Annotated in this window: 24 protein-coding genes; 21 read left to right on the plus strand and 3 right to left on the minus strand. The window is 47.0% G+C overall.

The window, feature by feature from the left end; genetic code table 11:
• Positions 1-133 precede the first annotated feature (133 nt).
• From ACWXW9_RS01785 to ACWXW9_RS01830, 10 genes are all read left to right on the plus strand, one after another.
• Positions 134-1,384, plus strand: coding sequence for a YCF48-related protein (locus ACWXW9_RS01785; RefSeq protein ID WP_494928003.1), 1,251 nt, complete (start codon positions 134-136; stop codon positions 1,382-1,384).
• 198 nt (positions 1,385-1,582) lie between these two features.
• Positions 1,583-1,765 carry a hypothetical protein gene (locus tag ACWXW9_RS01790; RefSeq protein ID WP_025684293.1) on the plus strand — a complete coding sequence of 61 codons (183 nt, stop codon included), beginning with the start codon at positions 1,583-1,585 and terminating at the stop codon, positions 1,763-1,765.
• 188 nt (positions 1,766-1,953) lie between these two features.
• On the plus strand, positions 1,954-2,349 hold the full coding sequence (locus tag ACWXW9_RS01795) for a DUF2500 domain-containing protein (RefSeq protein ID WP_137063236.1): 396 nt from the start codon (positions 1,954-1,956) through the stop codon (positions 2,347-2,349).
• A gap of 132 nt (positions 2,350-2,481) precedes the next feature.
• Complete coding sequence (locus ACWXW9_RS01800; protein WP_494928004.1) at positions 2,482-3,231, plus strand: SDR family NAD(P)-dependent oxidoreductase; 750 nt, start codon at positions 2,482-2,484, stop codon at positions 3,229-3,231.
• A 126-nt stretch (positions 3,232-3,357) separates the two neighbouring features.
• Positions 3,358-3,780, plus strand: a complete 423-nt coding sequence (locus ACWXW9_RS01805) for a cell wall hydrolase (RefSeq protein ID WP_044647384.1) — start codon at positions 3,358-3,360, stop codon at positions 3,778-3,780.
• 52 nt (positions 3,781-3,832) lie between these two features.
• Positions 3,833-4,285, plus strand: a complete 453-nt coding sequence (gerQ, locus tag ACWXW9_RS01810; protein WP_494928005.1) for a spore coat protein GerQ — start codon at positions 3,833-3,835, stop codon at positions 4,283-4,285.
• Between the two features lie 396 nt (positions 4,286-4,681).
• Positions 4,682-5,983 (plus strand): hemolysin family protein, encoded by a 1,302-nt coding sequence (locus tag ACWXW9_RS01815; protein ID WP_494928006.1) that lies wholly within the window; start codon positions 4,682-4,684, stop codon positions 5,981-5,983.
• A gap of 242 nt (positions 5,984-6,225) precedes the next feature.
• A complete protein-coding gene (gene bioB / locus ACWXW9_RS01820; RefSeq protein WP_494928007.1) occupies positions 6,226-7,233 on the plus strand; it encodes a biotin synthase BioB in 1,008 nt (335 codons plus the stop codon).
• 36 nt (positions 7,234-7,269) lie between these two features.
• Positions 7,270-8,388 carry a glycerol dehydrogenase gene (locus ACWXW9_RS01825; RefSeq protein WP_494928008.1) on the plus strand — a complete coding sequence of 373 codons (1,119 nt, stop codon included), beginning with the start codon at positions 7,270-7,272 and terminating at the stop codon, positions 8,386-8,388.
• 154 nt (positions 8,389-8,542) lie between these two features.
• Positions 8,543-9,034 carry a hypothetical protein gene (locus ACWXW9_RS01830; protein WP_494928009.1) on the plus strand — a complete coding sequence of 164 codons (492 nt, stop codon included), beginning with the start codon at positions 8,543-8,545 and terminating at the stop codon, positions 9,032-9,034.
• A 77-nt stretch (positions 9,035-9,111) separates the two neighbouring features.
• Here ACWXW9_RS01830 and ACWXW9_RS01835 read toward each other — a convergent pair whose 3' ends face one another.
• On the minus strand, positions 9,112-10,344 hold the full coding sequence (locus tag ACWXW9_RS01835; RefSeq protein WP_192511095.1) for an aminopeptidase: 1,233 nt from the start codon (positions 10,342-10,344) through the stop codon (positions 9,112-9,114).
• 164 nt (positions 10,345-10,508) lie between these two features.
• On the opposite strand from ACWXW9_RS01835, the gene ACWXW9_RS01840 reads away from it, so the two are divergent.
• From ACWXW9_RS01840 to ACWXW9_RS01875, 8 genes are all read left to right on the plus strand, one after another.
• Positions 10,509-10,805: a hypothetical protein gene (locus tag ACWXW9_RS01840; RefSeq protein WP_494928010.1), complete on the plus strand. Its 297-nt coding sequence runs from the start codon at positions 10,509-10,511 to the stop codon at positions 10,803-10,805.
• Between the two features lie 127 nt (positions 10,806-10,932).
• Complete coding sequence (locus tag ACWXW9_RS01845) at positions 10,933-11,736, plus strand: MBL fold metallo-hydrolase (RefSeq protein WP_494928011.1); 804 nt, start codon at positions 10,933-10,935, stop codon at positions 11,734-11,736.
• A gap of 136 nt (positions 11,737-11,872) precedes the next feature.
• Positions 11,873-12,892 carry an aldose 1-epimerase gene (locus ACWXW9_RS01850; RefSeq protein WP_494928012.1) on the plus strand — a complete coding sequence of 340 codons (1,020 nt, stop codon included), beginning with the start codon at positions 11,873-11,875 and terminating at the stop codon, positions 12,890-12,892.
• A gap of 181 nt (positions 12,893-13,073) precedes the next feature.
• Positions 13,074-13,784, plus strand: a complete 711-nt coding sequence (locus tag ACWXW9_RS01855; RefSeq protein ID WP_494928013.1) for a FadR/GntR family transcriptional regulator — start codon at positions 13,074-13,076, stop codon at positions 13,782-13,784.
• A 99-nt stretch (positions 13,785-13,883) separates the two neighbouring features.
• Entirely contained in the window at positions 13,884-15,428 is a 1,545-nt protein-coding gene (locus ACWXW9_RS01860) for a 2-isopropylmalate synthase (RefSeq protein WP_494928014.1), read from the plus strand.
• A 159-nt stretch (positions 15,429-15,587) separates the two neighbouring features.
• A complete protein-coding gene (gene fumC / locus ACWXW9_RS01865; protein ID WP_494928015.1) occupies positions 15,588-16,976 on the plus strand; it encodes a class II fumarate hydratase in 1,389 nt (462 codons plus the stop codon).
• Between the two features lie 202 nt (positions 16,977-17,178).
• Positions 17,179-18,645, plus strand: coding sequence for a potassium/proton antiporter (locus tag ACWXW9_RS01870; RefSeq protein ID WP_134914678.1), 1,467 nt, complete (start codon positions 17,179-17,181; stop codon positions 18,643-18,645).
• A 311-nt stretch (positions 18,646-18,956) separates the two neighbouring features.
• A complete protein-coding gene (locus tag ACWXW9_RS01875; protein ID WP_494928016.1) occupies positions 18,957-20,078 on the plus strand; it encodes a phosphodiester glycosidase family protein in 1,122 nt (373 codons plus the stop codon).
• Between the two features lie 90 nt (positions 20,079-20,168).
• On the opposite strand, the gene ACWXW9_RS01880 is transcribed toward ACWXW9_RS01875, so the two are convergent.
• Entirely contained in the window at positions 20,169-20,708 is a 540-nt protein-coding gene (locus tag ACWXW9_RS01880; RefSeq protein ID WP_494928017.1) for a helix-turn-helix domain-containing protein, read from the minus strand.
• Positions 20,709-20,979: 271 nt separating this feature from the next.
• On the opposite strand from ACWXW9_RS01880, the gene ACWXW9_RS01885 reads away from it, so the two are divergent.
• A complete protein-coding gene (locus ACWXW9_RS01885; RefSeq protein WP_494928018.1) occupies positions 20,980-21,393 on the plus strand; it encodes a DoxX family protein in 414 nt (137 codons plus the stop codon).
• Positions 21,394-21,441: 48 nt separating this feature from the next.
• The gene (locus ACWXW9_RS01890; protein WP_494928019.1) at positions 21,442-22,308 is read left to right on the plus strand and encodes a VOC family protein; all 867 of its coding nucleotides are present in this window, start codon (positions 21,442-21,444) and stop codon (positions 22,306-22,308) included.
• 73 nt (positions 22,309-22,381) lie between these two features.
• On the opposite strand, the gene glsA is transcribed toward ACWXW9_RS01890, so the two are convergent.
• Positions 22,382-23,320, minus strand: coding sequence for a glutaminase A (glsA, locus tag ACWXW9_RS01895; RefSeq protein WP_494928020.1), 939 nt, complete (start codon positions 23,318-23,320; stop codon positions 22,382-22,384).
• A 137-nt stretch (positions 23,321-23,457) separates the two neighbouring features.
• On the opposite strand from glsA, the gene ACWXW9_RS01900 reads away from it, so the two are divergent.
• Positions 23,458-24,321, plus strand: coding sequence for a DUF1835 domain-containing protein (locus tag ACWXW9_RS01900; protein ID WP_494928021.1), 864 nt, complete (start codon positions 23,458-23,460; stop codon positions 24,319-24,321).
• Positions 24,322-24,505 lie beyond the last annotated feature (184 nt).

Below are 24,505 nucleotides of genomic sequence, written 5' to 3' on the forward strand. Positions count from 1 at the left end.
CATGTAGTTAAGGGTGGCTGGCTTTTTGGTATGAGCATGCGAAAAGTGTCACTTAGGGTCGTTTATGGTATAATTCTGTTTCAGATAAGCTTTTGGCACGGATTACCGCATGCCATCGAGGGAGGATTTTTATATGAAACTGCGCTGGCGTGCGCTCCTGGGGGGAGTATTGCTGCTAACAGGCATTCTGCTAACTGGCTGTTCTTCCGAACCCACAGAAACCGTAACCAAACCTCAGGTTGAGGAACCGGATGACCAGGGACAAACGATAACTATTAATCCACCATTGACGCCGAAGGTGGGCGATCCCAATGCCAAATATGTAGTTCAGACACGAATAGCTGATTTCCATCTGATTGATGATACCAAAGGTTTCGTTTGGGGAGTTACTCGTAATGAGCTTCGGCTCTATTATACGCATGATGGCGGAAAGACCTGGAATAATATTTCTCCTTCCGAAAACGTTCAATTTCAAGACAAGCTTGAATATGGGAAGGATATCAGCTTTACCGATTCCCGGCACGGCTGGGTTGTTCGTCAAAATCTGGACAAAACGGCAACCGTCATCCTCAGAACTGCTGATGCGGGACAGAGTTGGGACATTTCAGCGCTCCCGAGCGGGGAACATGTGAGCGCTATCCAGTATGTAGATCCGTCTAACGGATGGGTTATGGCTTCTACAAACTTGAATGAGCAGGATCAACAAAAGTTGTTGTATCATACCACTGACGGAGGAGCCACATGGAAGAAGGTTGCGCAAAGTTCTGGCATGTCATCCAATGAGTCAGGCTCGGGCTTACCCGATCAGGGCAGCATGGCGGGAATGAGCTTTGATGGCAACAAGCAGGGTTTTGTTGCGATTAATCTGGATAGCAGTGTTAAGCTTTATAAAACTTCGAATCGAGGGAAGACCTGGACTCCAGTAGCCAATAAAATGAATGGTTGTCCTCAAGCAAAAGCCGAAGCTCCGCAGTCTCTTAAAGGAAGTAGTTCCTCATACTGGATTCCTGTTCTCTGTTATTTGGATAGCGGCACAAAATATAGCGGACTGTTTACTGCTGATACAGGCACGCAATGGAACAATGTGTCTTTGGGGCTAAGCAGTAAAAGAAACTCCATTATTCCCGGCCGCACCTTTCTAAATGATAAGGAAGGGTGGATCATAACCCCAGCCGGAATGAGCCGAACAATGGATGGGGGCAAGACGTGGACAACCCTTACTGGCAGCAAAGTGCTGCCATCGAAGCTAAAGGATTACCCGCGATCGGTCAAGCTCCGTTTTGCTTCTTCTACGGTAGGTTGGCTGCTTCTGGAACGATTGGATGACAAGAAATCACTGTTACTTAAAACGACGGATGGCGGTGCCAGCTGGAGGATCCTATAACCTTCACCAGGGTGATTGCCCTGTGCTTTTCCCCTCATTTTGCACGTCCTCAAAAGGTCATGCAGATCTGGGAAGAGGCACAGGGCGTTTTATTTTTAAAAAACTTAAATTTTATATGACAATATGTGAAAAAAATCACAATCTACCGGATGAGTCGCTGTTATACTGAACCTGTAAACAACGATAGGAGTGATAATCATGAGAACGAATCAGGATCATATGTTAACTCAATACTACCTTCAATTTTGTTACACTTGCCAGGATGCCTATGGTTGCACGACTGAAGAGGATTGCAAACAGTGTGCAGAGCGTTATGCGGAAACAGAAGAAAATGAAGTTCTGGATGAGACACAACGTTATCTCCAGCTTGTACATGTATAAACAGATGCGCCATTCTGATATCGCCATATGTTGAGCCTCCCGGATCATTCCGTGGGGGCTCTTGGCGTTCTTAAGGGTTGCTATCAAATTTGGGCAGGAACGTACATATACTATTACAGAAAGCTTAGGTCATGTGAGGATGCCCGGCCGTTTCCCTGTGGAATGCCTGGCGGAGAGGAGTGCAGTGCATGGGATTTGAGTCATTATGGATGTTCGATTGGCTGGGTACGGTACTGCCCGTTTTTTTCGTAGTCGTGTTGGGTATTGTCGTACTGTCTGCGGGCAAGGAAGTCATGGAATGGAGCCGGAATAAAAAGCAGCCTGTATTGACGGTCGGTTCCCGAATTACGGCCAGAAGGACACATCTCCAACAGAGGCGGCAGGAGGAACAAGGGACTCGTACCTATACTTTCTATTATGTAACCTTCGAGGTGGAGAGTGGTGACCGGATGGAGTTCAAGGTAAGCGGGGAAGAATATGGTCAATGTGCCGAGGGAGATGAGGGGCGGCTTACCTTTCAGGGTACACGGTACATCGGGTTCCAGCGTCTCAATCGCTATAGTTTAGAACAGGTTAAAATGTAGACAGCAGCTTATTCTCCCGTTCATTCATGGGTAGCCCCCTGCAATACAACATGGCCAGGGGGCTGTCTTTGTTTCTTGTGCAGCACATTTTGGTACATATATACTAGGGAAATGTATAGAGGAGGATAAGCCATGTCATTTGAGGGACAAGTTGTTATCGTAACAGGAGCGGCACATGGAATCGGAAGGGAGGTCGCTTTGGCCTATGCTGGCAAGGGTGCCAAGGTCGTATTTGCTGATCACAATGAGGAAGAGGGGGCCGCTGTTGCGGCTGCGGCACGGAATGAAGGACATCTGGCGATCTTTGTTCCCTGTGATGTGCGTAAGGAGGAAGATATTGTTGCGCTGATCCGTGCCACGGAAGAGGAATATGGCACCATTCACACGCTGATTAACAATGCGGGCGTGTCCAAATGGAAATCTCCATATGAGTTAACGGTTGCGGAATGGGATGACATTTTGAATACGAATGTACGCAGTTGCTTTATTGCAACACGAGAAGTGGCCAAGGTGATGAAGCGCAATCGGGAAGGGGGCTCGGTGGTCAATATGACTTCGACACGGGCTTTTATGTCAGAACCGGATACAGAAGCCTATGCAGCGTCCAAAGGAGCCATTGCAGCCCTTACACACGCGATGGCCATATCACTAGGAAAGGATGGCATCCGGGTCAACTGTATTAGTCCGGGTTGGATTGAGACAGGGGATTACGGGCAACTGCGTCCCGAAGACCATCAGCAGCATCCGTCTGGTCGAGTGGGAACCCCTGCCGACATCGCGCGGGCGTGCCTGTATTTGACCCAACCCGGCAACGACTTTGTTACAGGCACAAATCTGGTAGTGAACGGCGGGATGACGCGTAAAATGATTTACGAGCCGTAAGCTGTCTGAAGAAATAGTCCCGAATTTCGGGGCTATTTTTTTATCTTTTTTTCGCTGGAGCTGTCACCCCTTAGGCATTTGTACCATACGATACGATATATGATTGAGCAGTAAGGAGGGAAGACGTTGGCTGTTATTAATGTCAACTCAGAGGATGTAAGGACACTGGCCCGGCTTATGCGAGCAGAGGCCGAAGGAGAAGGGGAGCAGGGAATGCTCATGGTCGGCAATGTCGGTGTTAATCGGATTTTGGCCAATTGTCTGGATTTTCAGGGAATTCGCCTCATGAATGACATGGTGTTTCAAAGTCCCGGCGGATTTGAAGCTACCCAAAAGGGGTACTTTTATCAAAGAGCCCGTGACCGTGACATTCGTCTTGCCCGGCGTGTCATTAATGGGGAAAAGATTCGCCCGGCTTCGAATGCATTGTGGTTTTTCAGACCTTCCGGGGACTGTCCGGATACCTGGTATAACCAGACTAACACCGGCCGTTACAAGGCCCATTGCTTCTTTAGTCCAACTGCACAGGATTGCCCTGCCGTCTATTAATGTGTAACAACATGAGTTTGGATGATTTAAAACCATTTTAGGAGGAATTAACATGATTTCACAGCAAGCTTACCGTCCTGTCTCTTATCCTGCTGGCGGCGGGTTTCCCGAATGGCCTAGGTTGGCTCCAATGGGAACCATGCAGCCCATGAGCGGCTTTCCCCCTCAAGTAAATAGTGGTAGCGCAATGACACCGACTGGCACAGTGGTACAGACTCAGACTCCACAATATGAGCAATCTTATATTGAAAATATTTTACGCTTGAACTTGGGTAAAACAGGAACCTTCTATATGACGTATGAGAATAACCGGGAGTGGAACGCTAAAATATTCAAAGGTATGCTGGAAGCGGCAGGTCGTGACCACATTATTATCAGTGATCCGTCTACCGGAAGACGCACCATTCTGTTGATGGTGAATCTGGACTATGCGACTTTTGATGAGCCGCTGCTGTACCAATATCCTGGCGTCATGGGTAATCCGGGCTCGTCCCCGGTTCGATGATGTCTTCATATATATAGTTTATCCCCCAATCCTCTGCCTTACGGCGGGGGATTTATTTTATTTATATTCTTTCTCAAATATAGTAGCTTCCCTTGTGGTAAGAGGCGGAAAATGGCGATTTCCGGTCAAAATGACCGCGTTAGCCGATTTTTCTGACATACCTTGCGGATTGACTGTGTAGTGTATAACTATATAATTAAATATAAGCTGATGAATGGCTCCGTCATTCATGCGAAAATATGGCTTGTGAAAGCCGGAAGGAGTGATTGTGTTGGGAAGTTGACGCTGCTTATGATGTGTTATCGTTCTGTCTATGATGAAATTATCCGAAGGAGGTGCGCCTGTCTGCCGTAATGACGGCTGATGGGGAGCATATTGAGTGACCCTTTACCGAGTATGTTTAACTTATTTATTGTTTTTGCATTAGTATTATTGAACGGTTTTTTTGTATCAGCAGAATTTGCAATGGTGAAAGTCAGAAGCAGCCGTATTGACACATTGGTAGAGGCGGGCAACAAAAAAGCCGTATATGCCGCGAATATGTTACACAATTTGGACGCTTATCTGTCTGCCTGCCAGTTGGGTATTACACTGGCTTCGCTGGGACTTGGGTGGATCGGAGAACCGGCCATTGCACATTTGATCGAACCTGTGTTTACAGCCGCCGGGCTGGGACCGGTATATGTACACGGTACTGCCGTGGTCATTGCATTTATTGTGATTACGATTCTGCATATTGTGCTGGGTGAATTGGCGCCCAAAACAATAGCTATTCGTAAAGCTGAAACCATTACGCTGTATTCGGCCATGCTGATGACTTGGTTTTACAAGCTGATGTATCCATTCATATGGGCGTTGAATGGCATGGCGAACAACCTGCTGCGTTTATTCCGTCTGGAGCCGGTATCCGAATATGACGATTCCGCGCATACGGGGGATGAAATACGCATTCTGATGAAAGAAAGCAATAAGAGCGGACTAATTGATAATACGGAATTGGCGCTTGTTGATAATATATTTGATTTTACCGACACGACCGCCAGGGAAATCATGATTCCGCGTACCGAGATGATCTGTTTGTACAGCAATGAGTCCACAGAGGAAAATCTCGCGATTGCGACGGAGAGCATGAGAACGCGTTATCCAATCTGCGCCGAGGACAAGGACCATATTATCGGCTTTATCCATATCAAGGATCTTCTGCGGGCGAACAAACTGGATACCCGTACGATGATCCGTCCGATTCTTGCCGTTCCTGAATCAACGCAAATTAGTGATTTGCTCAAACGTATGCAGCGTAGCAAGACACAAATTGCGATTCTGATTGATGAATACGGCGGTACATCGGGTATGGTAACGCTGGAGGATATTATGGAAGAGATCGTTGGTGAAATTCAGGATGAGTTCGATCAGGAGCGTCCTGGTTGTGAGCAGATTACTGACGAGGAATTTTCCATTGACGGTATGCTGTTAATCGATGAAGTAAATGATCGCTTTGGACTGAATCTGGATCATGAGGATTATGATACAGTAGGGGGCTGGCTGTACTCGCATGTTGAAGTCATCCCGCCACAGCCGGGTCAGTCTGTAGAATTTGAAGGTTGTCTGTTCGTTGTAGAAGAAATCGAGAACAAGCGGATTTCACGTATCCGGCTGTTGAAGCAGCCAATCCTTATGGAGGAAGCGGGAGTCTCGTAAATCAGGATTCACCAGATAAAAGAGTAGAAATTCTATAATTGAATCATTCTTGAAGCGACCCTTGAACGATAGAGGGCCGCTTTTTTTGATTTTGGCATCTTTACACATGAGACATGAATTGATATGATGAACTGTATTATTGTCAACCTATTATATTTTTATTTGGTTGACAATTAAAAAGGGAATTTCGCCTGAGAAACGTATCTGTTAGCATGTTCATTTAAAATAGGGAGGTATAACGTATGAAATGGTCCAATGAGGTTATGGATTGGTACTCGCTGGCTGAAAATGTGATCCACGGCGGCAATGTGACACTCGAAGAAGGGTTGGCGGTGCTGGAAGCGGACGATGAGGAAATTTTGTCGATTATGCAAGCTGCATTTCGGGTGCGTCATCATTTTTACGGTAAAAAGGTAAAGCTCAACATGATTATGAATGCCAAAAGCGGTCTGTGCCCGGAGGATTGCGGCTATTGCTCACAATCCATCGTATCCACCGCACCTGTCAGCAAATACAGTATGCTGGACAAGGAGTCTCTGCTGGCCGGAGCCCGTGAAGCGTTAGCGAGGAAAGCAGGTACATATTGTATCGTAGCTTCCGGCAAGGGTCCAACAAATCGAGAGTTGGATCAGGTAATTGAGGCGGTACAGGAAATTACCAGTACGATGCCACTTAAAATTTGTGCGTGCCTTGGGATTCTCAAAGGAGATCAGGCCCGCCGGTTGGCAGAGGCGGGAGTCCATCGTTACAATCACAATTTAAACACGAGCAAGGCCAACTATCCGTCCATTACAACCACACATACATACGATCAACGTGTTGAAACGGTTAAAACGGCTCAATCTCACGGGATGTCACCATGCTCCGGCGTGATTATCGGAATGGGGGAAACAAATGAGGAAATCGTCCAAATGGGTTATGCGTTAAGGGAAATCGGTGCCGACTCCATCCCAGTCAATTTCTTGAATCCGATCCCTGGAACCCCGCTGGAAGGAGCAAAGCGCACATCTCCGATCAGAGCATTAAAGGTACTGGCGCTGTTTCGTTTCATTTGTCCATCCAAGGAAATTCGTGTCGCAGGCGGACGGGAGCTGAATTTGGGGACACTGCAACCCTTATCCCTGTATGCAGCCAATTCGATTTTCGTAGGCGATTATTTAACGACAGATGGACAAGAAGTCACAGCCGATCATCAAATGATTGAAGATCTGGGGTTTGAAATTGAGATGTGTGCTCTTCCGGCTGTATAATAGGAATTGTACAAACTTGGAAGGGAGCGTTGAACGATGAGCGAAAAAGTATTTATTAGTCCGGGTAAATATGTGCAAGGGAAAAATGTGATTGATAAAACGGGTGAATATGTCAAGCCATTAGGTCATACTGCTCTGGTTATTGCCGACAAGCTGGTATGGGGTATCGCAGCCGACCGGGTAGTGAAAAGTCTGGCACAGGCGGGGATTACATCGGTAAAGGTGGAGTTTCAAGGGGAAGCGTCCAAAAACGAAGTGAACCGTATTGCTGATCAGGGACGAAGCGGGCATGTCGATATTGTCATTGGTGTAGGCGGCGGCAAGACGCTGGATACCGCCAAGGCGGTTAATGAGGTGCTTGGTTCCTCGGTAGTCATTATCCCAACGACAGCCTCCACGGATGCTCCGACCAGTGCGCTATCTGTCTTGTACACGGATGAGGGCGCATTTGATACGTATTCTTTTTTTAGTAAAAATCCAAGCTTGATCCTGGTCGACACAAAGGTTATTTCCCAAGCACCGCCATTGTTCCTCTCTTCCGGCATTGCGGATGCAATGGCAACATGGATTGAAGCTCGTGCCGTCATCGAGGCGCGGGCGACAACGATGGCTGGCGGCTTGCCAACCTTGGCAGCCGAAGCAATTGCGGCCAAGTGCGAAGAGGTTCTATTCGATTACGGGCTGCAAGCCTATGAATCCGTGAAGCGCAAAGTGGTTACACCTGCGCTTGAAGCAGTGGTAGAAGCCAATACGCTGCTGAGTGGGCTAGGATTCGAAAGTGGTGGCTTGGCAGGCGCACATGCGATACACAACGGTTTTACCGTGCTGGAAGGGGATATTCATCACTTGACGCATGGTCAGAAGGTGGCTTTCGGTACCTTGGTACAGCTTACGTTAGAAAAAAGAACTTTGGCCGAGGTGGAACGGTATATCGATTTTTATCTGAAGCTGGATCTGCCCGTCACGCTGGAGGACGTCAAGCTCCAGGAAGCCTCCCGCGAGGATCTGTACCGTGTAGCTCAGGCGGCGACGAAAGAAGGCGAAACTGCTCATAATCTGCCATTTGCAGTAACAGCGGACGATGTGCTGGATGCGATTTTAGCTGCTGACCAGTATTCCCTTGCTTACAAAGCTAAAATTGGACATACGAACTAACACCAATACAATATGAAATACACGAAGAGGTCGCTAATAAGCGGCCTTTTTCCATTATTTAACTTGCAGCTTATGTTATGATTTTTACAGTACATAATTAGGAAATGTCGGAAGTATATCTACGGCTAGCCTAAAACTTGAGAGGAGTAGAGCAATGACAAAATGGAATGTAGAAGATAATGGAACTCAGTATGAAATTGAGTACAAGCGTAGCCTCGGCGGAGGGAAAATTATTGTGAATGGAAGCGTACAGAAGGTTAAAAGCCAGAATGCTTTTTTGAATTTGGTCGATTTCCCCATCAGATTGACGAATAAAGCTGTAAATGTTGTCGTCATCGGCAACAAAGCGGATTTGGCCGTGGATGGCGTATATCTGGGTTCCAATCAGCCTTACGTGCCCGTGTCTAAAGTTCCGGGCTGGAGTTGGGCTTTTGTAGTGGTGAGCTTGGTCATAGGCTGGCTGTTTGCGGGTATCTTTGGTTTGTGTTTTGGGATATTGGGCAGCATGTTTTATGTAAAATCCGCTTTATCCATGCACCAATCCACGAATCGAAGAATCGTAAGTTGCCTTATTGTCTTTTTAATCATCAGCATAGTGCAAGTTGTCTTTGGAATTACAGTAAATCAGTGGCTTCGTAATTTGTAAAGTATCTGTGACATAACCCGTTGAATGAAGAAAAAAGGCTCCTCCGCATGACAGCGGCGTGAGCCTTTTTTGTCTTTTTAGATCGCCCAGTTTCCTTTGCGGAAGATGGGTTCCTCGGTACCGTCCTCGGTGACGCCGTTAATGTCCATTTCACCTGAGCCGATCATAAAATCGACGTGTGTCAGACTGGAATTCAGGCCGTTGGCTGCCAACTGCTCCTGATTCATGTCCTTGCCGCCTTTGAGGTTAAATGCATAGGCATTGCCGATGGCCAGATGGTTGGAAGCATTTTCATCAAACAACGTATTATAGAACAAAATGTTCTTATCCGAAATGGGGGAATGGTGAGGCACAAGAGCGACTTCGCCCAAGTAGTGGGAGCCTTCATCCATTTCAACGAGATGCTGAAGAGTCTCCAAGCCTGTTTCAGCCTGCACATCGATAATGCGTCCGTTTTCAAAGGTCAGCGTAAAGTTGTCGATAATATTTCCGCTGTAGCTGAGCGGTTTGGTACTGCTTACTTTGCCGTTCACTCCGGTTTTGAGCGGGGCAGTAAACACTTCCTCGGTAGGCATATTGGCTACGAAGGTATGTCCTTGCTGATTGACGCTTTCGGCTGCAACCCACAGGTGATCTTTAGCCAATTCGATGGTAAGATCGGTACCTGGGGCCAAATAATGCAGCTTTTTATAGCGTTTGGCATTCAAAATATCTGATTTGCTGGAGAGTGTTTTCAAATGCTCTTTCCATGCTTCTACCGGGTTGTCCAGATCCACACGCACGGTGCTGAAAATGGCTTCCCACAGCTTATCCATTTGTTCGGAAGCTGGCAGATTCGGGAATACTTTGGCAGCCCATTCTTCGGAAGGGTAAGCAATCAGAGCCCAACTGAATTTGTCGGCCATTTGAAGTTCGCGGTATTGGCGCAATTCATGTGAACGCACACGCTGAGCCGCAGTAATGCGACTGGACGGGATACCTTGAAGCAAATCCGGATTTTCTGCTATGATATGCAGTACCGCTGCGCCGTTCTCGACCTCTTCGGTCATTTCAGCCGCATACCATTTGGGAGGAATATTAAAAGTCTCATCAGGAGCCAGTTCATATTGCAGGCGAGTGATGGCTTCGTCGCTCCATTTTACCTTAACCAGCTTGGCTCCGACGGTATACGCGGATTTGACAATAAGCCGCACAAGTTCAGCGGACAGGATGGGAGCATGAACGATGAGTGTTTGCCCAGGCTGGACATTAGCCCCCACCCGAACAGCTAACTCGGCATATTTTTGCAATTTTTGTTGAAAATCTGACATGTAACTTTCCTCCATTTCACGAAAAGGCCCTTAACAGGGCTTGGGGTTGCCTGCGCAGTTTTTTTGCAAATTCCACACACGGCTTATATATTGTACAATGTAACGAAAAGGTTCACAAATCCATTTTGGTACATTTTGGCGAAAATGAAAGGGCGGATAGAGGAATGACGGATCAAAATGCATCTCAGGAAGTACAGGAAGTACATATTCAGCAGGCACAGATGACTAGAGATGAGAATGGTGCATACTTGGGTCAGGTCGTGTTTGGAGTAGACGGACAGACCTCTGTATACGAAATTACGTTCCATAGCAAAAGGGGCAAAGAGTGGGATTACAGTCTCCATTTTGCAGGGGAGCCACGGGTAGAGGAAGAGATGCTGCGTATGGATGCATGGATTGAAGAGAACGATGATTTGTTTGATTATTTGCTTGATGCGGCATGGAGTAAATTACCCGAGTAATGTAAACATGGTCTATTTTCGTGACAAGCGGATTATATTTAGCAGTGTCCGCATAATCTGCCGACATGGGGGAAGCCTATAGGTCGATAATGACAGCAATTTCCATGTGAATGGGGAGGATGACGGTTTGGCAAATCATCTGTTCACCGAAGGAATGACGGCAAATGAAGAGGCTGCTCCCGATCTTCTGAGCTTACGGACGCTGTTTGTAAATGTGTGTTTTATCGGGGAGCCGGGAAGTCGATCCTGGGTACTGGTGGATACGGGGATGACGGGGTTTACAGACTCGATTATTCGCTTGGCTGAGGAACGGTTCGCTGGCCCTCCCGTTGCTATTGTGCTCACTCACGGGCATTTTGACCATGTGGGATCGGTCATTGAACTGGTTCAGCATTGGGGTACCCCTGTGTATGCGCACCCGCTGGAGCTCCCTTACTTGACGGGGATGAAGGATTACCAACAACCTGATCCCAGCGTGGGTGGAGGTCTGCTGTCGAGCGTTTCCTTTTTATATCCCAATGATGCCATTGATCTGGATGATCGCATCACCCGTCTGCCTGAGGATGGCAGTGTGCCGGGTGCGCCTGGGTGGAAGTGGCTGCATACACCTGGACATACGCCGGGTCACATATCGCTTTTTCATGAACGCAGACGGTTGCTGGTAGCTGGAGATGCTTTTATTACAGTAAAACAGGAATCGGCGCTGGCAGTTATTTTACAGGAAAAAGAAATACATGGTCCGCCTGCATATTTTACGACAGATTGGCAGGCAGCGCAGCGGTCAGTGGAACTGCTGTCCGGTTTAAAGCCGGAGATTGCTGTTACGGGACATGGTCACTACATGCAGGGAAATGAGCTGACAACCCAGTTGGAACGACTGGCGGAGGATTTTGAGCACAAGGCTGTACCCAAGCAGGGGCGCTATGTGTAGTGACGTGGAAAGGACGATGCCTTACGGGGCATCGTTTTTTTGTGTTGGCATGGAATTTTTTTGCTCAGCATGGTATAGTCAAGCCAAAAGCTAAACGCTTTCATTAACCATCGTCATTCATCAAGGAGGATTTTTGATGACACATCAGCATGCTGCAATTGGTGACCTTTATTATGGAATACCGGCGATTCGCCTTAAATTCGGGCGTTATGAAGCGGTAGCCCTGCCGGGAAACGGCGCAAATCTGATTTCTTTTCGTGACAATGAGACAGGATATTCATTTCTCCGCGAGCCGGAAGCTGACAGCATAGAGGCTTTTAAACAAAGTCCGTCAGTCTATGGGATTCCGTTCCTGTTTCCTCCGAATCGGTATGAGGATGGCAAATTTCTGTGGAATGGAGTTACATATGAACTGCCCATCAATGAAACGGCGACCCATAACCATTTGCACGGCTTTTTACACACCGTCCGGTGGGAGGTTGAGGACTACGGATCTGGAGAACAGGGCAGCTATGTGGTAATGAATCAGCATGTAAGGGAAGGACATCCCATGTTCCGGTATTTGCCGTTCACCTTTACCATCAAGCTGACGTACAGCCTGGACGAATTTGGACTGCATCAGCGTTATGTGATCCACAACGAGGGTGATCAGCCGATTCCAAACCTGTATGCCTTTCACACGGCGATTCGGGTTCCGTTCGTACCGGATAGTTCGCCGGAAGACTACAAAATTAAGGTTACCATCGGTGAGCGTCGCGAGCTGACGGAGCGGTTGTTAGCCACAGGACAGTTCCAGCCATTGTCACCGGAAGAGGAACTGCTGAAGACAACGGGAGTGAGTCCTTATTTTGCCTCCATGGATAATCATTACACGGCAGCTCCGCAAAATGGACGCAACTATATGGAGCTGACACACAGTAAGACAGGCGCTACTCTCGTATACGATGTAGGCACGGCCTATAAGCATTGGATGATCTGGAATAACAAAGCGAACAAGGAATTCATCTGTCCTGAGCCGCAAATGAACATGATCAATGCACCGAATCGTCCGGACTTGCCTGCGGAGGAGATCGGGTTGATTGCACTTGCTCCAGGCCATATTTTTGAAGCAACCAGCCGTTTATATTGTGTCACACCTGCACAATCGAAATCCTAGCCTATATTTTATCGGAATAAGCCTGTATCGTGTCCAACGGTGCGGGCTTTATTTTGTTGATGGGAGAGGTGGAGAAGACAAATATTACAGGTAGAAGAATGTTTAGTGAGGAAAGGAACATGAAAAACAGGTTGCAGGATGGCAAGCCGTCATAGTATGATACGAAACAGGAGATGATCAGATGAATCAGGAAATGATACCTTTTCAAGCTGTCAAACGCAAGCAAATCGCTGATGAAGTGGCTGAACAGCTGCAACGAAAAATAGCTACTGGTGAATGGGATGTGGGTACAAAAATTCCGACAGAGCCTGAGCTGATGAAGCTTTTTGGAGTAGGGCGTTCCACGGTGCGTGAAGCGGTCAGCGTTCTCGTACATGCCGGTCTATTAGAGAAAAAACAAGGACACGGAACCTTTGTATGCCAACCGATGACTTCCCAGGAGCCTCTGGATTACCGACTGAGTCGCGCTGAAATAATTGAAGTCTATGAGGTGCGGAGTGTATTGGAGCTGGAAATTGCCAGGCTGGCTGCTTTACGACGTAAGGATGAAGATTTACGCTTGATGCGCGAGGCGCTGGACCGTCGTGCCGTGACATTGGCCGCTGGAGATTTGAACGGGTATCTGGATGCGGATATCACTTTTCACTTGGCTGTTGCCGGGGCTACACGTAATAAAGTGCTTATAGATGTGTATCGCAGCTTTGTAGAGGCGATTCGGAAGGCGCTGAAAAATCTCGTAACCGATCCGGCGATGCAAAATCCTTTTACACTTCAGCATGAGAAAATATATGAAGCGATCCGCGATCAGGATGCCAAGGCTGCCGAGCTGTACAGTATTCAGCATTTGGATGGAACCAAGCTGGAGCTGCAAAAGCATATGGGAAATTCATAATTTTTTTAATCTTAAACATCAGATGATCGGATGAATAAATTGAATTGTAAATCTTTTTTATCGAACATCTCCTAAAATAAAACCAAAGGTGGGTTCTGAATGCGCAAAATATGGGTGTTGGACACAACGTTAAGAGATGGAGAACAATCACCAGGAGTTAGTCTGACCAGTACAGAAAAGGTGGAAATCGCCCTTCAACTGCAAAAATTGGGCGTAGATCGGATAGAAACCGGTTTTCCGGCTACCTCGCCAGGTGAGATATTCAGCATGCAGGAGATTGCCAAACAGGTTACCAACTCAACCTTGGTTGGTTTTGCACGTTCGAAAGAGCAGGATATAGATGCGGTCAGAGAGGCACTACGGGGAGCGGAGGACGCCTGTCTTCATCTGTTTTTGGCTACCTCACCCATTCACCGCCAGCACAAGCTGCGAATGGATAAGACGAAGGTACTGGAGACCGCAGCCGCAGCTATTCGTTATGGACGAAAGTATTTTGATAAGGTGGAATTTTCGGCGGAGGATGCCAGTCGTACTGAACTGGACTTTATTTGCGAGGTCGTGGATATGGCGATCCGTGCTGGAGCAACGGTTGTCAATCTACCGGACACCGTTGGGTATGCTTCGCCGGATCAGTTCGGCGAAATGTTCAGAATCGTAAAAGCCCAAGTGCCGGGCATCGAAAAAATACAGCTCAGCACCCACTGTCATGATGATCTCGGCATGGCAACAGCTAACACATTGGCGGCCATCCGTAATGGTGTAGATCAGTTTGAAGGCACAATCAATGGCATCGGGGAACGTGCTGGAAATACACCTGTGGAGGAGGTCGCGCTGGCCCTTGATACCAGAACCGAGCTTTATGATGCAAAAACGGATCTCGTTCTGGAGGAATTGTATGCCACCAGTCGCCTGGTGAGCAAACGCACGGGGATGTCCGTACCAGGGAACAAGGCCATTGTTGGAGTGAATGCTTTTGCCCACGAGTCCGGTATTCACCAGGACGGGATGCTTAAGGAGCGTACGACATATGAAATCGTGTCCCCGGAGCGCATCGGCTTGAAGACGAGTAAGCTTGTGCTCGGCAAGCACTCGGGGCGACATGCGTTCAAGGAAAAGCTCGCGGACATGGGGTTTGATGCTTTGACAGAGGAGCAGCTTCAGGAGGCGTTCCGTAAATTCAAAGCCTTGACGGACAAGAAAAAACAGGTGCTGGATGAAGATTTGCTCGTCCTGATGGATGAGAGTCGCAGCGCCTCCCCGCAGATTTACACGCTGGATTCCATCCAGGTATCCTATGGCAATCAGTCGGTTCCGGTGGCATCCATTCGACTGATTAAGCAGGATGGAGCAGTTATTGATGAAGTGGCGATGGGCAACGGCTCCGTAGACGCGATTTTTCATGCTATAGACAAGGCTAGTGGTGAAGAAGTGGAATTGGAGGATTATTCGATCCAATCTGTAACGTACGGTAAGGATGCGCTCGGAGAAGTGCATGCTGTTCTGAGACAAGGAGAATACACCGCCCGTGGAAGAGGCACAAGTACAGATATTCTGGAAGCCAGTGCCAAAGCTTACATCGACGCGCTGAATAAGCTGCTGGGCAGAAAAGAGGTTCGAGCTAAAGGCAATATCACCATTAGCTGAACCGACCTCCCTGGTATGTCGCTGACGATACATTCCTCCTCCGGCCTATCGTAAAAAAGCGCTTGCAATATATATGATAACCTTTGAAATTTAATGTATAATAGGCAAGGAAGTCACCATATATTGTCTGAATTACATAGGCCAAGAGGAGGAAATGAATTGAACTACCGCATCGAAAAAGATACGTTGGGTGAAATCAAAGTACCGGCAGACCGTCTGTGGGGAGCGCAAACACAGCGCAGCAAGGAAAATTTCCCGATTGGCTCGGAGAAAATGCCGTTAGAGGTTATTCAGGCGTTCGCAGTGCTCAAGAAGAGTGCAGCGATCAGCAACTATAAGTTGGGCAAGCTGTCACAGGAGAAGCAGGACGCTATTATTTATGCGGCGGACGAAATTCTTGCTGGTCGGGTCGATGACCATTTCCCATTGGTCGTATGGCAGACAGGAAGCGGTACGCAATCCAATATGAATGTGAACGAAGTGATTGCTCATCTTGGAAGCCAATGGCTGCAAGAGCAGGGACAGGATGCAAAGCTGCATCCCAATGACGATGTGAACATGTCGCAAAGCTCGAATGATACATTTCCGACGGCGCTTCATGTAGCGGGTGTCATTGCAGTGGAGGATCACTTGCTGCCTGCTATTGATAAGCTGAAAGAAACCTTCCAGCAGAAGTCAGAGCAATTTAAGGATATTATTAAAATCGGTCGTACTCATTTGCAGGATGCCACGCCGCTTACTCTGGGTCAAGAAATCAGCGGCTGGTATGCCATGCTGGACAAAAGCAAGCGAATTATCATCGACACGGTGCAATATATGAAGGACCTGGCGATAGGTGGTACAGCCGTGGGCACGGGTATTAACGCTCATCCGGAGTTCGGTGACCGAACCTCTGCGGAAATTTCCATCTTCACTGGCAAAACGTTTACGTCCGCACCAAACAAATTCCATGCGCTGACCAGCCATGATGAAGTGGTTGCCGTACACGGAGCAGTTAAAGCACTCGCTGCTGATTTAATGAAAATCGCCAATGATGTTCGCTGGCTGGCAAGTGGTCCGCGTAGCGGCTTGGGTGAAATTACGATTCCTGCTAACGAGCCAGGCAGCTCGATCATGCCGGGCAAGGTCAATCCGACCCAGAGCGAGGCACTTACGATGGTCGTAACGCAGGTCATGGGTAATGATGCCGCTATCGGCTTTGCTGCGAGTCAGGGGAATTTTGAGCTGAACGTGTTTAAGCCAGTCATTATTTATAACTTCCTGCAGTCCGTGAATCTGCTAGCCGATTCAATTGTTGCCTTTAATGACAACTGCGCGATTGGTATCGAGCCGGATCTCACTAAAATTGAGCACAATTTGAACAATTCGCTGATGCTGGTGACAGCATTAAATCCGTATATCGGATATGAAAATGCGGCTAAAATCGCCAAACTCGCGCATACCGAAGGACTGTCTCTCAAAGAAGCGGCTCTGCGTAGTGGATTGTTGACCGAAGAGCAGTTCGACCAATATGTCGTACCGGCGAATATGATTCAGCCCAAAGCATAAAGCGCTGAGAATTTCGCAGTTCAAGGCCCTATAAAATCAAAAAATCCAGTTCATGGAGTGCCGATTAGCACAGCTCATGAGCTGGATTTTTTGATTTTATATATATTTTTTTATCTGAGATTAGTATTCTGTGTGATTTGAGGGTATATAGATAAAAGGCGAAAAAATGAACATCTATTTTCAAGATAGGAGAAGCCGTCGTATGGAACAGACAACTATTATTAATTTTATTGTGCTTTTGCTGTCCGGCTTGCTGCTGGTCGGCGTACTGACTACCAAATTTTCCAGTCGTTTCGGCATGCCTGCGCTCGTATTGTTTATTGCCGTCGGCATGGTGCTCAGTCAGTTTATTTATTTTGATAATGCGTTTATTACGCAGTTGGTGGGGATTCTCGCGCTCATCGTTATTTTGTTTGAAGGCGGGATGCAAACGAAGTTTGCAGATGTTAAGCCAGTCATTCGACCTGCGATGTCATTATCGACGCTTGGCGTCATTATTACGACGGTGGTCATTGGCGTTTGCGCCAAGTTTATTTTAGGTGTGAGCTGGATGGAATCCATGCTGTTCGGCGCAATTGTCGGATCGACGGATGCGGCAGCGGTGTTTTCTGTTTTAGGTGGTAAAAACATCAAAAAACGAATTACATCCACGCTTGAAGCGGAGTCCGGCAGTAATGATCCGATGGCCGTATTCCTCACGGTAACATTGATTGAGCTGATACATCACCCTGAGCAATCCATTTGGGTACATATTCTACTATTTTTGTGGGAAATGGGTTTTGGTCTGGTCGTTGGTTTTGTGCTCGGACGCATAGCTGTATATGCCATTAATAAAATGAATTTTGATTCATCCGGTCTGTATCCCGTCATGGCGCTGGCATTTGCGGTCTTAACGTATGCGGCGGCATCCTTACTGGAGGCAAGCGGCTTGCTGGCAGTATATGTCATGGCCATCGTGCTGGGTAATTCGGACCTGACCTACAAGCGGTCAATTATTCATTTTAACAACGGCTTCGCCTGGATGGTGCAAATCATGATGTTCGTCCTGCTGGGACTGCTGGTTTTTCCCGATCAGTTGCTCGGTATTGCGTGGCAAAGTTTGGCGCTTTCCTTTATTCTGATGCTCGTAGCCCGTCCAATTGGCGTGTTCCTGAGTCTGCTTTTCTCCCGATACTCTATACGTGAAAAGACGCTGTTATCCTGGGCAGGGCTAAGGGGAGCGGTACCGATTGTACTGGCTACCTATCCACTGCTGGATGAAATGGACGTGGGGCCGATGTTTTTTAATGTCGTATTCTTCGTCGTGCTTACCTCCGCCATTATACAAGGTACGACCATATCGTGGCTGGCGGTGAAACTCGGCTTAATGGACCCTAACGAAACGTCATCACCTTCGCTCTTGGAATTGGTATCTCTGGGGAAAACCACATCGGAGATCAATCACATTCAAGTGCAGGAAGGGATGTCCATTGTGGGCAAAGCAATACAGGACATGCAGCTTCCCGATGACATTTTGTTCACCGCTATTATTCGAGAAGAGCAAATTATAGCTCCGAGAGGCACAACTGTGATTAAGCCGGGAGATACCCTGTATGTGCTCAGTCCGAAGCTCAAGCGACAACAAATGAAAGAACTGTTCATGCTGCTTGAACCGGAGGTCGCACCGTAAAAGAGATTGCAATGGAAATGAAACAGGTTCCGACCCCACGTGGTTTCTAACGTAATTTTCCAAATAGTCCTTCACATTGATGTGAAGGGCTGTTTTATTGTGTTCTTTTTCGGTATGATGAATCTGTTAAAAAATTGACACTATCATTCTACAAAATTAGTTTATGATATTGTCGTTAGATGTCGCTGCCGATATGTTACCCTCTGAGGATCAGAATCAGCAGCATGGCTGTCCTGAAAAACAAACCATATCAGCTCGTTGAGAGAACGGTTATATTCAAGGCAGAAGTCAGCATACAGGAGAGATGGCGAATGAAACCGGAAGTCTTGCCACAGCGTGCAACAGCTCGCAGGCAGAAAAACAAAAAAAAGAAACGAAAAGGAAAATTCGGTCGCTTTATGGGGCGGCTTTTTATTGTACTGTTGCTCGCTGGAATCGGGGGCGGCGCGTGGCTGTTTTTAACACCATCTGGCAAGGACATGCGCTACTTGGCTGCGGATACGCTGATCACTACACAACATCGTCACTGGGCAAAATATTTTATTGGTGAGGCGGAGGCGCAGAAGCGAGTGGCCGAATATTCGGCCCGTTTCGAGCAGATGGGCGAGGAGAAGGACAGACATACGATCAAGCTGCCTGATCTGACACCGACCAAGGTGCAGCAAACGCCACTGGTTGAGGTTGAAGAGGTATCTGGCCGCAATTATCACGGCTATGTAATGACGGTGCATGACCCGACTAAAATCAGACTCGGGATTCCTGCCAATATAGGCAAGGGAGAAAGAGTATCCAGTATGGTAGAGCGCTTGGGAGCCGTTGCAGGCGTAAATGGTGGCGGCTTTGCCGATCCTAACTGGAATGGGAATGGCTTTAAGCCGATCGGCGTTGTTATTTCACAGGGCCAGCTATACTACAACGATATGGGAAAAAACGCTTCTGCCCAAATCGTAGGGATTGATAAGCAAGGCAAAATGGTGGCCGGGCATTATTCGCTGTCCGAGCTAGCCAAAATGAACGTGCAAGAAGCGGTTACCTTTCAGCCACGCCTGATCGTGAATGGTAAAGGTCTCATTCGCAATGCAAGCGAAGGATGGGGAATTGCTCCCCGTACGGCAATGGGGCAAAGAGCAGACGGCGCCATTATTTTTGTGACTATCGATGGTCGTCAGCCGGGTTACAGCATCGGTGCCAATTTGTATGATATGCAAAACATTTTACTTAAACACGGAGCGGTTATCGGTGCTAATCTGGATGGTGGATCATCGACTGTGCTCGTCAAGGATCATGCCATTGTGAATAAACCTTCTTCTGAATACGGCGAGCGGTATTTACCGACAGCGTTCCTCGTATTCGAGCATCCCGAGACCGTTAATATTCCGAATATCTGGCAAGGTTTGAATCCTGGAGACATTGACGCAGCCAAGAAAAAATAGAGTTGGACCTGTTAAGTGAGAACAATATAAAAAGTGCGTACCGTGGAAGTGAAAAAACGACTTCCCGGTACGCGCTTTTTTTGATGAAATTTAAGCTTCATTCTCTGCTTCGAGAAATACAGAAATCAAAATACGGGCGTTGTTTTCTCCAATGTTTTTGGCATAATGCGGAATGGCTGCTCTCCAGCTAAAGGAATCTCCTGCTTCGAGGGTAGCCGAATCCTCGCCTTGCTCCACATATACTGTGCCTTCCATAACAAAATGAATCTCATCGCCCGCATGAGCATGCTCTTCTTCCGTGGATGAGCCTGGCGGCATGTCCACCAGCATCATTTTGATGTTACCTTGGCCCCCCAAATGGTCAACTTGAAGCTTATTTTTGCCATAAACCGTTTTGCGGCGCTCATCCTTCCGAATCACCTGCATTCGTTCCTCTTCTTTGAGCAGCAGAAAAGCGAGGGGTACCTTAAGTGCATTAGCGATGCTGTCTAGTGTAGCAATGGAAGGGGAGGTTTTATTGTTTTCCACTTGACTCATAAAACCTTGAGATAATCCGGTTCGTTCGCATATTTGCTGGATGGATAAATTTTTACGTTTACGCGCGGCGCGTATGTTGCATCCTATACCCATGGAGCGTTCCTCCTTCAAGGGAATATAATATATACTAATTTATTATTTATTATACCAAATATTTTGTTGACAGACTATAGTTTCTTATGATAAATTCACATTACAAAATAATTATTCGTATTACTAATAATTTGAGCTTGAATCGTACTTATATAAGTTACAACTTAGAGCAAGATCATTTTATTTTTTAACCAAATTATTAGTAATATAAAATAATTATTATTATGTGCTCATACGAGTGCAAAAAAATATTCAGAATGGAGAGATAAATATGAGTTCAGCAAGCAGAAACATTTCAACAATTATGCGGGTGGCGTTGGGTATCTTGTTTTTGGCGCACGGAATTGCTAAATTTCAAATGGGGCTGGGCAATGTAGCTGGCTGGTTTTCCAGTATTGGCGTCCCAGGATTTTTAGGTTATGTTGTTGCAGTAATTGAGCTAGTCGGAGGAATTGCTTTAATTCTTGGGTTGTTTACTCGTTATGTCTCTGGACTTTTTGTTATTGTATTGATCGGAGCGATTTTCACAGCAAAATTGTCCGGTGGTTTGATGGGTAATGGACAGGGAGCAGGTTATGAACTGGATATTGCCTTTATTCTGGTAGCTCTGCATTTGGTATTTGCGCCAACGTCTCGTTTGTCACTGGACTCTTTGTTTAACCGCCGTACCTCATCAGAACAGTAATTTATCATTAGCGTAGTCCTCCAATCCATGTAGAAAGAGGGAAATCTCATGACAGCACATATCCATGACAACACCAGAATCGGGCAGGTTTCATTAAAGGTTAGTAACTTGGAGCGCTCTATTCAATTTTATACCGAGGTCGTTGGTTTTCAACTGCTGCGTCAAACGGCGGATACCGCTGAATTGACAGTCGATGGAAAGCAACCGCTGCTAACCCTTAAGTTTATTGAAAATGCAGTTATTCTCCCTCGCCAATCCGCAGCCGGATTGTATCACTTTGCTATTCTTGTTCCGAACCGCGTGGCTCTGGGCCTGTCTCTGCGTAATCTGCTTGCTCATGAGGTTGAAATCGGACAGGGGGACCATGATGTAAGTGAAGCTCTGTATATCCATGATCCTGATAATAACGGGATTGAGATCTATGCGGATCGTCCTCGTGATCAGTGGAAGAAAGATGCTATTGGATATTACATTATGGGAGCAGATCCTGTGGATGCAGAAGGCTTGGTCGAAATTTCCGAAAATGTACTATGGCAAGGGTTGCCCGAGGGAACGGTAATTGGGCATGTTCACTTCCATGTGTCTAATTTGCTCAAGGCGCAGCAATTTTATTGCGATGTGCTCGGTTTTGATATTACATGCCGCTATGGCTCGTCTGCTATGTTCGTATCCGCAGGTGGTTACCACCACCACATGGGTTTGAATACATGGGCAGGGGAAGGCGCGCTTCCAGCTCCCGAGCATGCCGCAGGCCTGGACTATTTTGAATTGATTGTGCCGGATCAGAAGGAACTGGAGGCCGTTGTCGCCCGTTTGACTGCGGCAGGATATGAAGTGCAGGAACGCGATGGTGGCAAGTATGTAGCTGATCCGTTCCGCATTCATATCAAACTGGTTAATGGCCAAACCATTTAACATATCAGGTAAGTAAAATAAAAGGGTATTCCCGTAAGCCTTAAAAGGCTGGGAATACCCTTTTATTCGTAAACTAAAACAAGCTCCAATCCAAATCCCGTGACATGGTCTCCAGCAAGTGTACACCCGCTGTACTGTTGCCCATGCGGTTCAGAGAAGGTCCGACCAGTCCAATGCCATATCGTCCGGGCACCATCGTCATAATGCTGCCAGATACGCCACTTTTGGCGGGCAGTCCGACCTGAATAGCGAATTCTCCGGATGCGTCATACATGCCGCATGTGGTCATAAAGGTTTTGGCGATCTGTACATAGCGGCGGGGAATCAGCGGTACACCCGTGACCGGATCACGTCCATTGTAGGCTAATACGAGTCCCATGCGTGCCAAATCCGTACAATTCAATTTTACAGCGCAATGCCTGAAGTAAACCTCCAGCACATCCTCAACATGTCCGCGCAGAATTCCCTTTTCCATCAAGAAATAGGCAAGGGAACGGTTCAAATGGCCTGTAGCAGATTCCGAATCGTAGACATCCTGGTCATATTCCAGCTTGTCATTACGGGTAAGCAGACGGAAAAATTGCAGGACACGGGCAAACTTCTCATCAGGACTGTTTCCGCGAATCAAAGAGGACACGGCGATGGCTCCGGCATTAATAAGCGGGTTAAACGGGATGCCCGGCTCGACCAGCTCCAGCTTCAGCATGGAATTAAAACGGTCTCCGGTAGGCTCCATACCGACCTTGGAGAAGACAACATCTTCACCATTATCCATCAAGGCCAAAATAAGCGTGAATACCTTCGAGATGCTTTGCATCGTAAAGCTTATTTCGGTATCTCCGGCTACCACGGTCTCGCCGGTTCCGTTCATCACAACAACACCCAGCGCGTCGGCCGGGGCTTTGGACAATTCGGGAATATACGCTGCCACCTTGCCATGGATATACTGATGGCGGCTTTGTTCCACCCATTCCGGCAGTTTGGTCTGTATTCTCTGCCACTCCGATGTCATTTCTTTTCCTCCAGTCGAGTAACCATCCTGTGGTATTGTTATTGTGGAGCAAGATGTGATAGCTATACGCCTATTCTAAAGATATTTCTGGTCGAAAGACAAGATATTATTGATCACAGTGAAAGGAGGCAGTTGGCTTGTCATCTAACAATGTACACCTGCTGTTCTCTCAGTCCGCTGCTGGCTCCATGAAAGTAGGCCTTTCGGGAGCAGGATTGCGTTATGAGAGTGAAGTACTGTCTTTTAATGACCTATTTTCCATAGGGCCGTTGTGGAGGCTGGAAACACCAGAAGGACAAGAGAACCGTCACAACTGGTTGGCTGAACGGATCGTGGATTATGAATTTTTCCATTACGCAAATTGGGAGCACCGCATTGAACAGATGACGGCTACTCTTACTACAATTTCTGATGATAAGTCGATCACGATCTGGTGCGGCTCTAATGCTCACGAGCAGATCGGATTACGTTTTGCATTATACCTTTTGCGGAATAGAACTGCTCCTATCGGGGTCGTAAATGTAACAGATTCCATGGAACGGGAGCCGAGTGATCCTCTATACATGGAAAGTAAGTTTCCTCTATCCATGAACGTGGTGTATTCGAAAGAAATTGCACGGTTCATGACACAAAATAAAGATAAAATTCATGCTTTAAGCATGGAAGATCGACATCGACATGAACAAGATTGGCTGGAGCTTAGTGAACAGGAAAGTGTGCTGAGATTATGGGAAAATGACCATATCAATCCTGTGCCAGAAGATTACTTTGATCAGGCTTTGCTGGATTTGATCGGTCAACTGCGGGTAGAGGATAATCGGCAATATGTACTCGCGGGAAAAATAATAGGTGAGGCATTATCACAATGGCCCCAGCTGAGAAGCGACACCTTTTTAGAATATCGGATTCAATATTTAATTGCTCATGACAGACTTGAATTTCTGGAAATGCCAGAAATGTCGGGAATGCAATATCGCTATGCTGTGAAACTAAAGGCGTAAAAAAAGGGAAAAAGTATACTATTATGTCATCTGATGTCATTTCTTCATCTCCAGCTAAATTCCCATTTTAATGTAAAGTTGTGATTATAGTTTATCCATAAACGACTTCTACGTTCCATACATACTTTTTTTTTGGCATAAGCTTATACAAAATCTTCTAATTTTTCGTTGCATTCCCTATCAG

This window comes from Paenibacillus sp. LT-B23 (genome assembly GCF_059417685.1).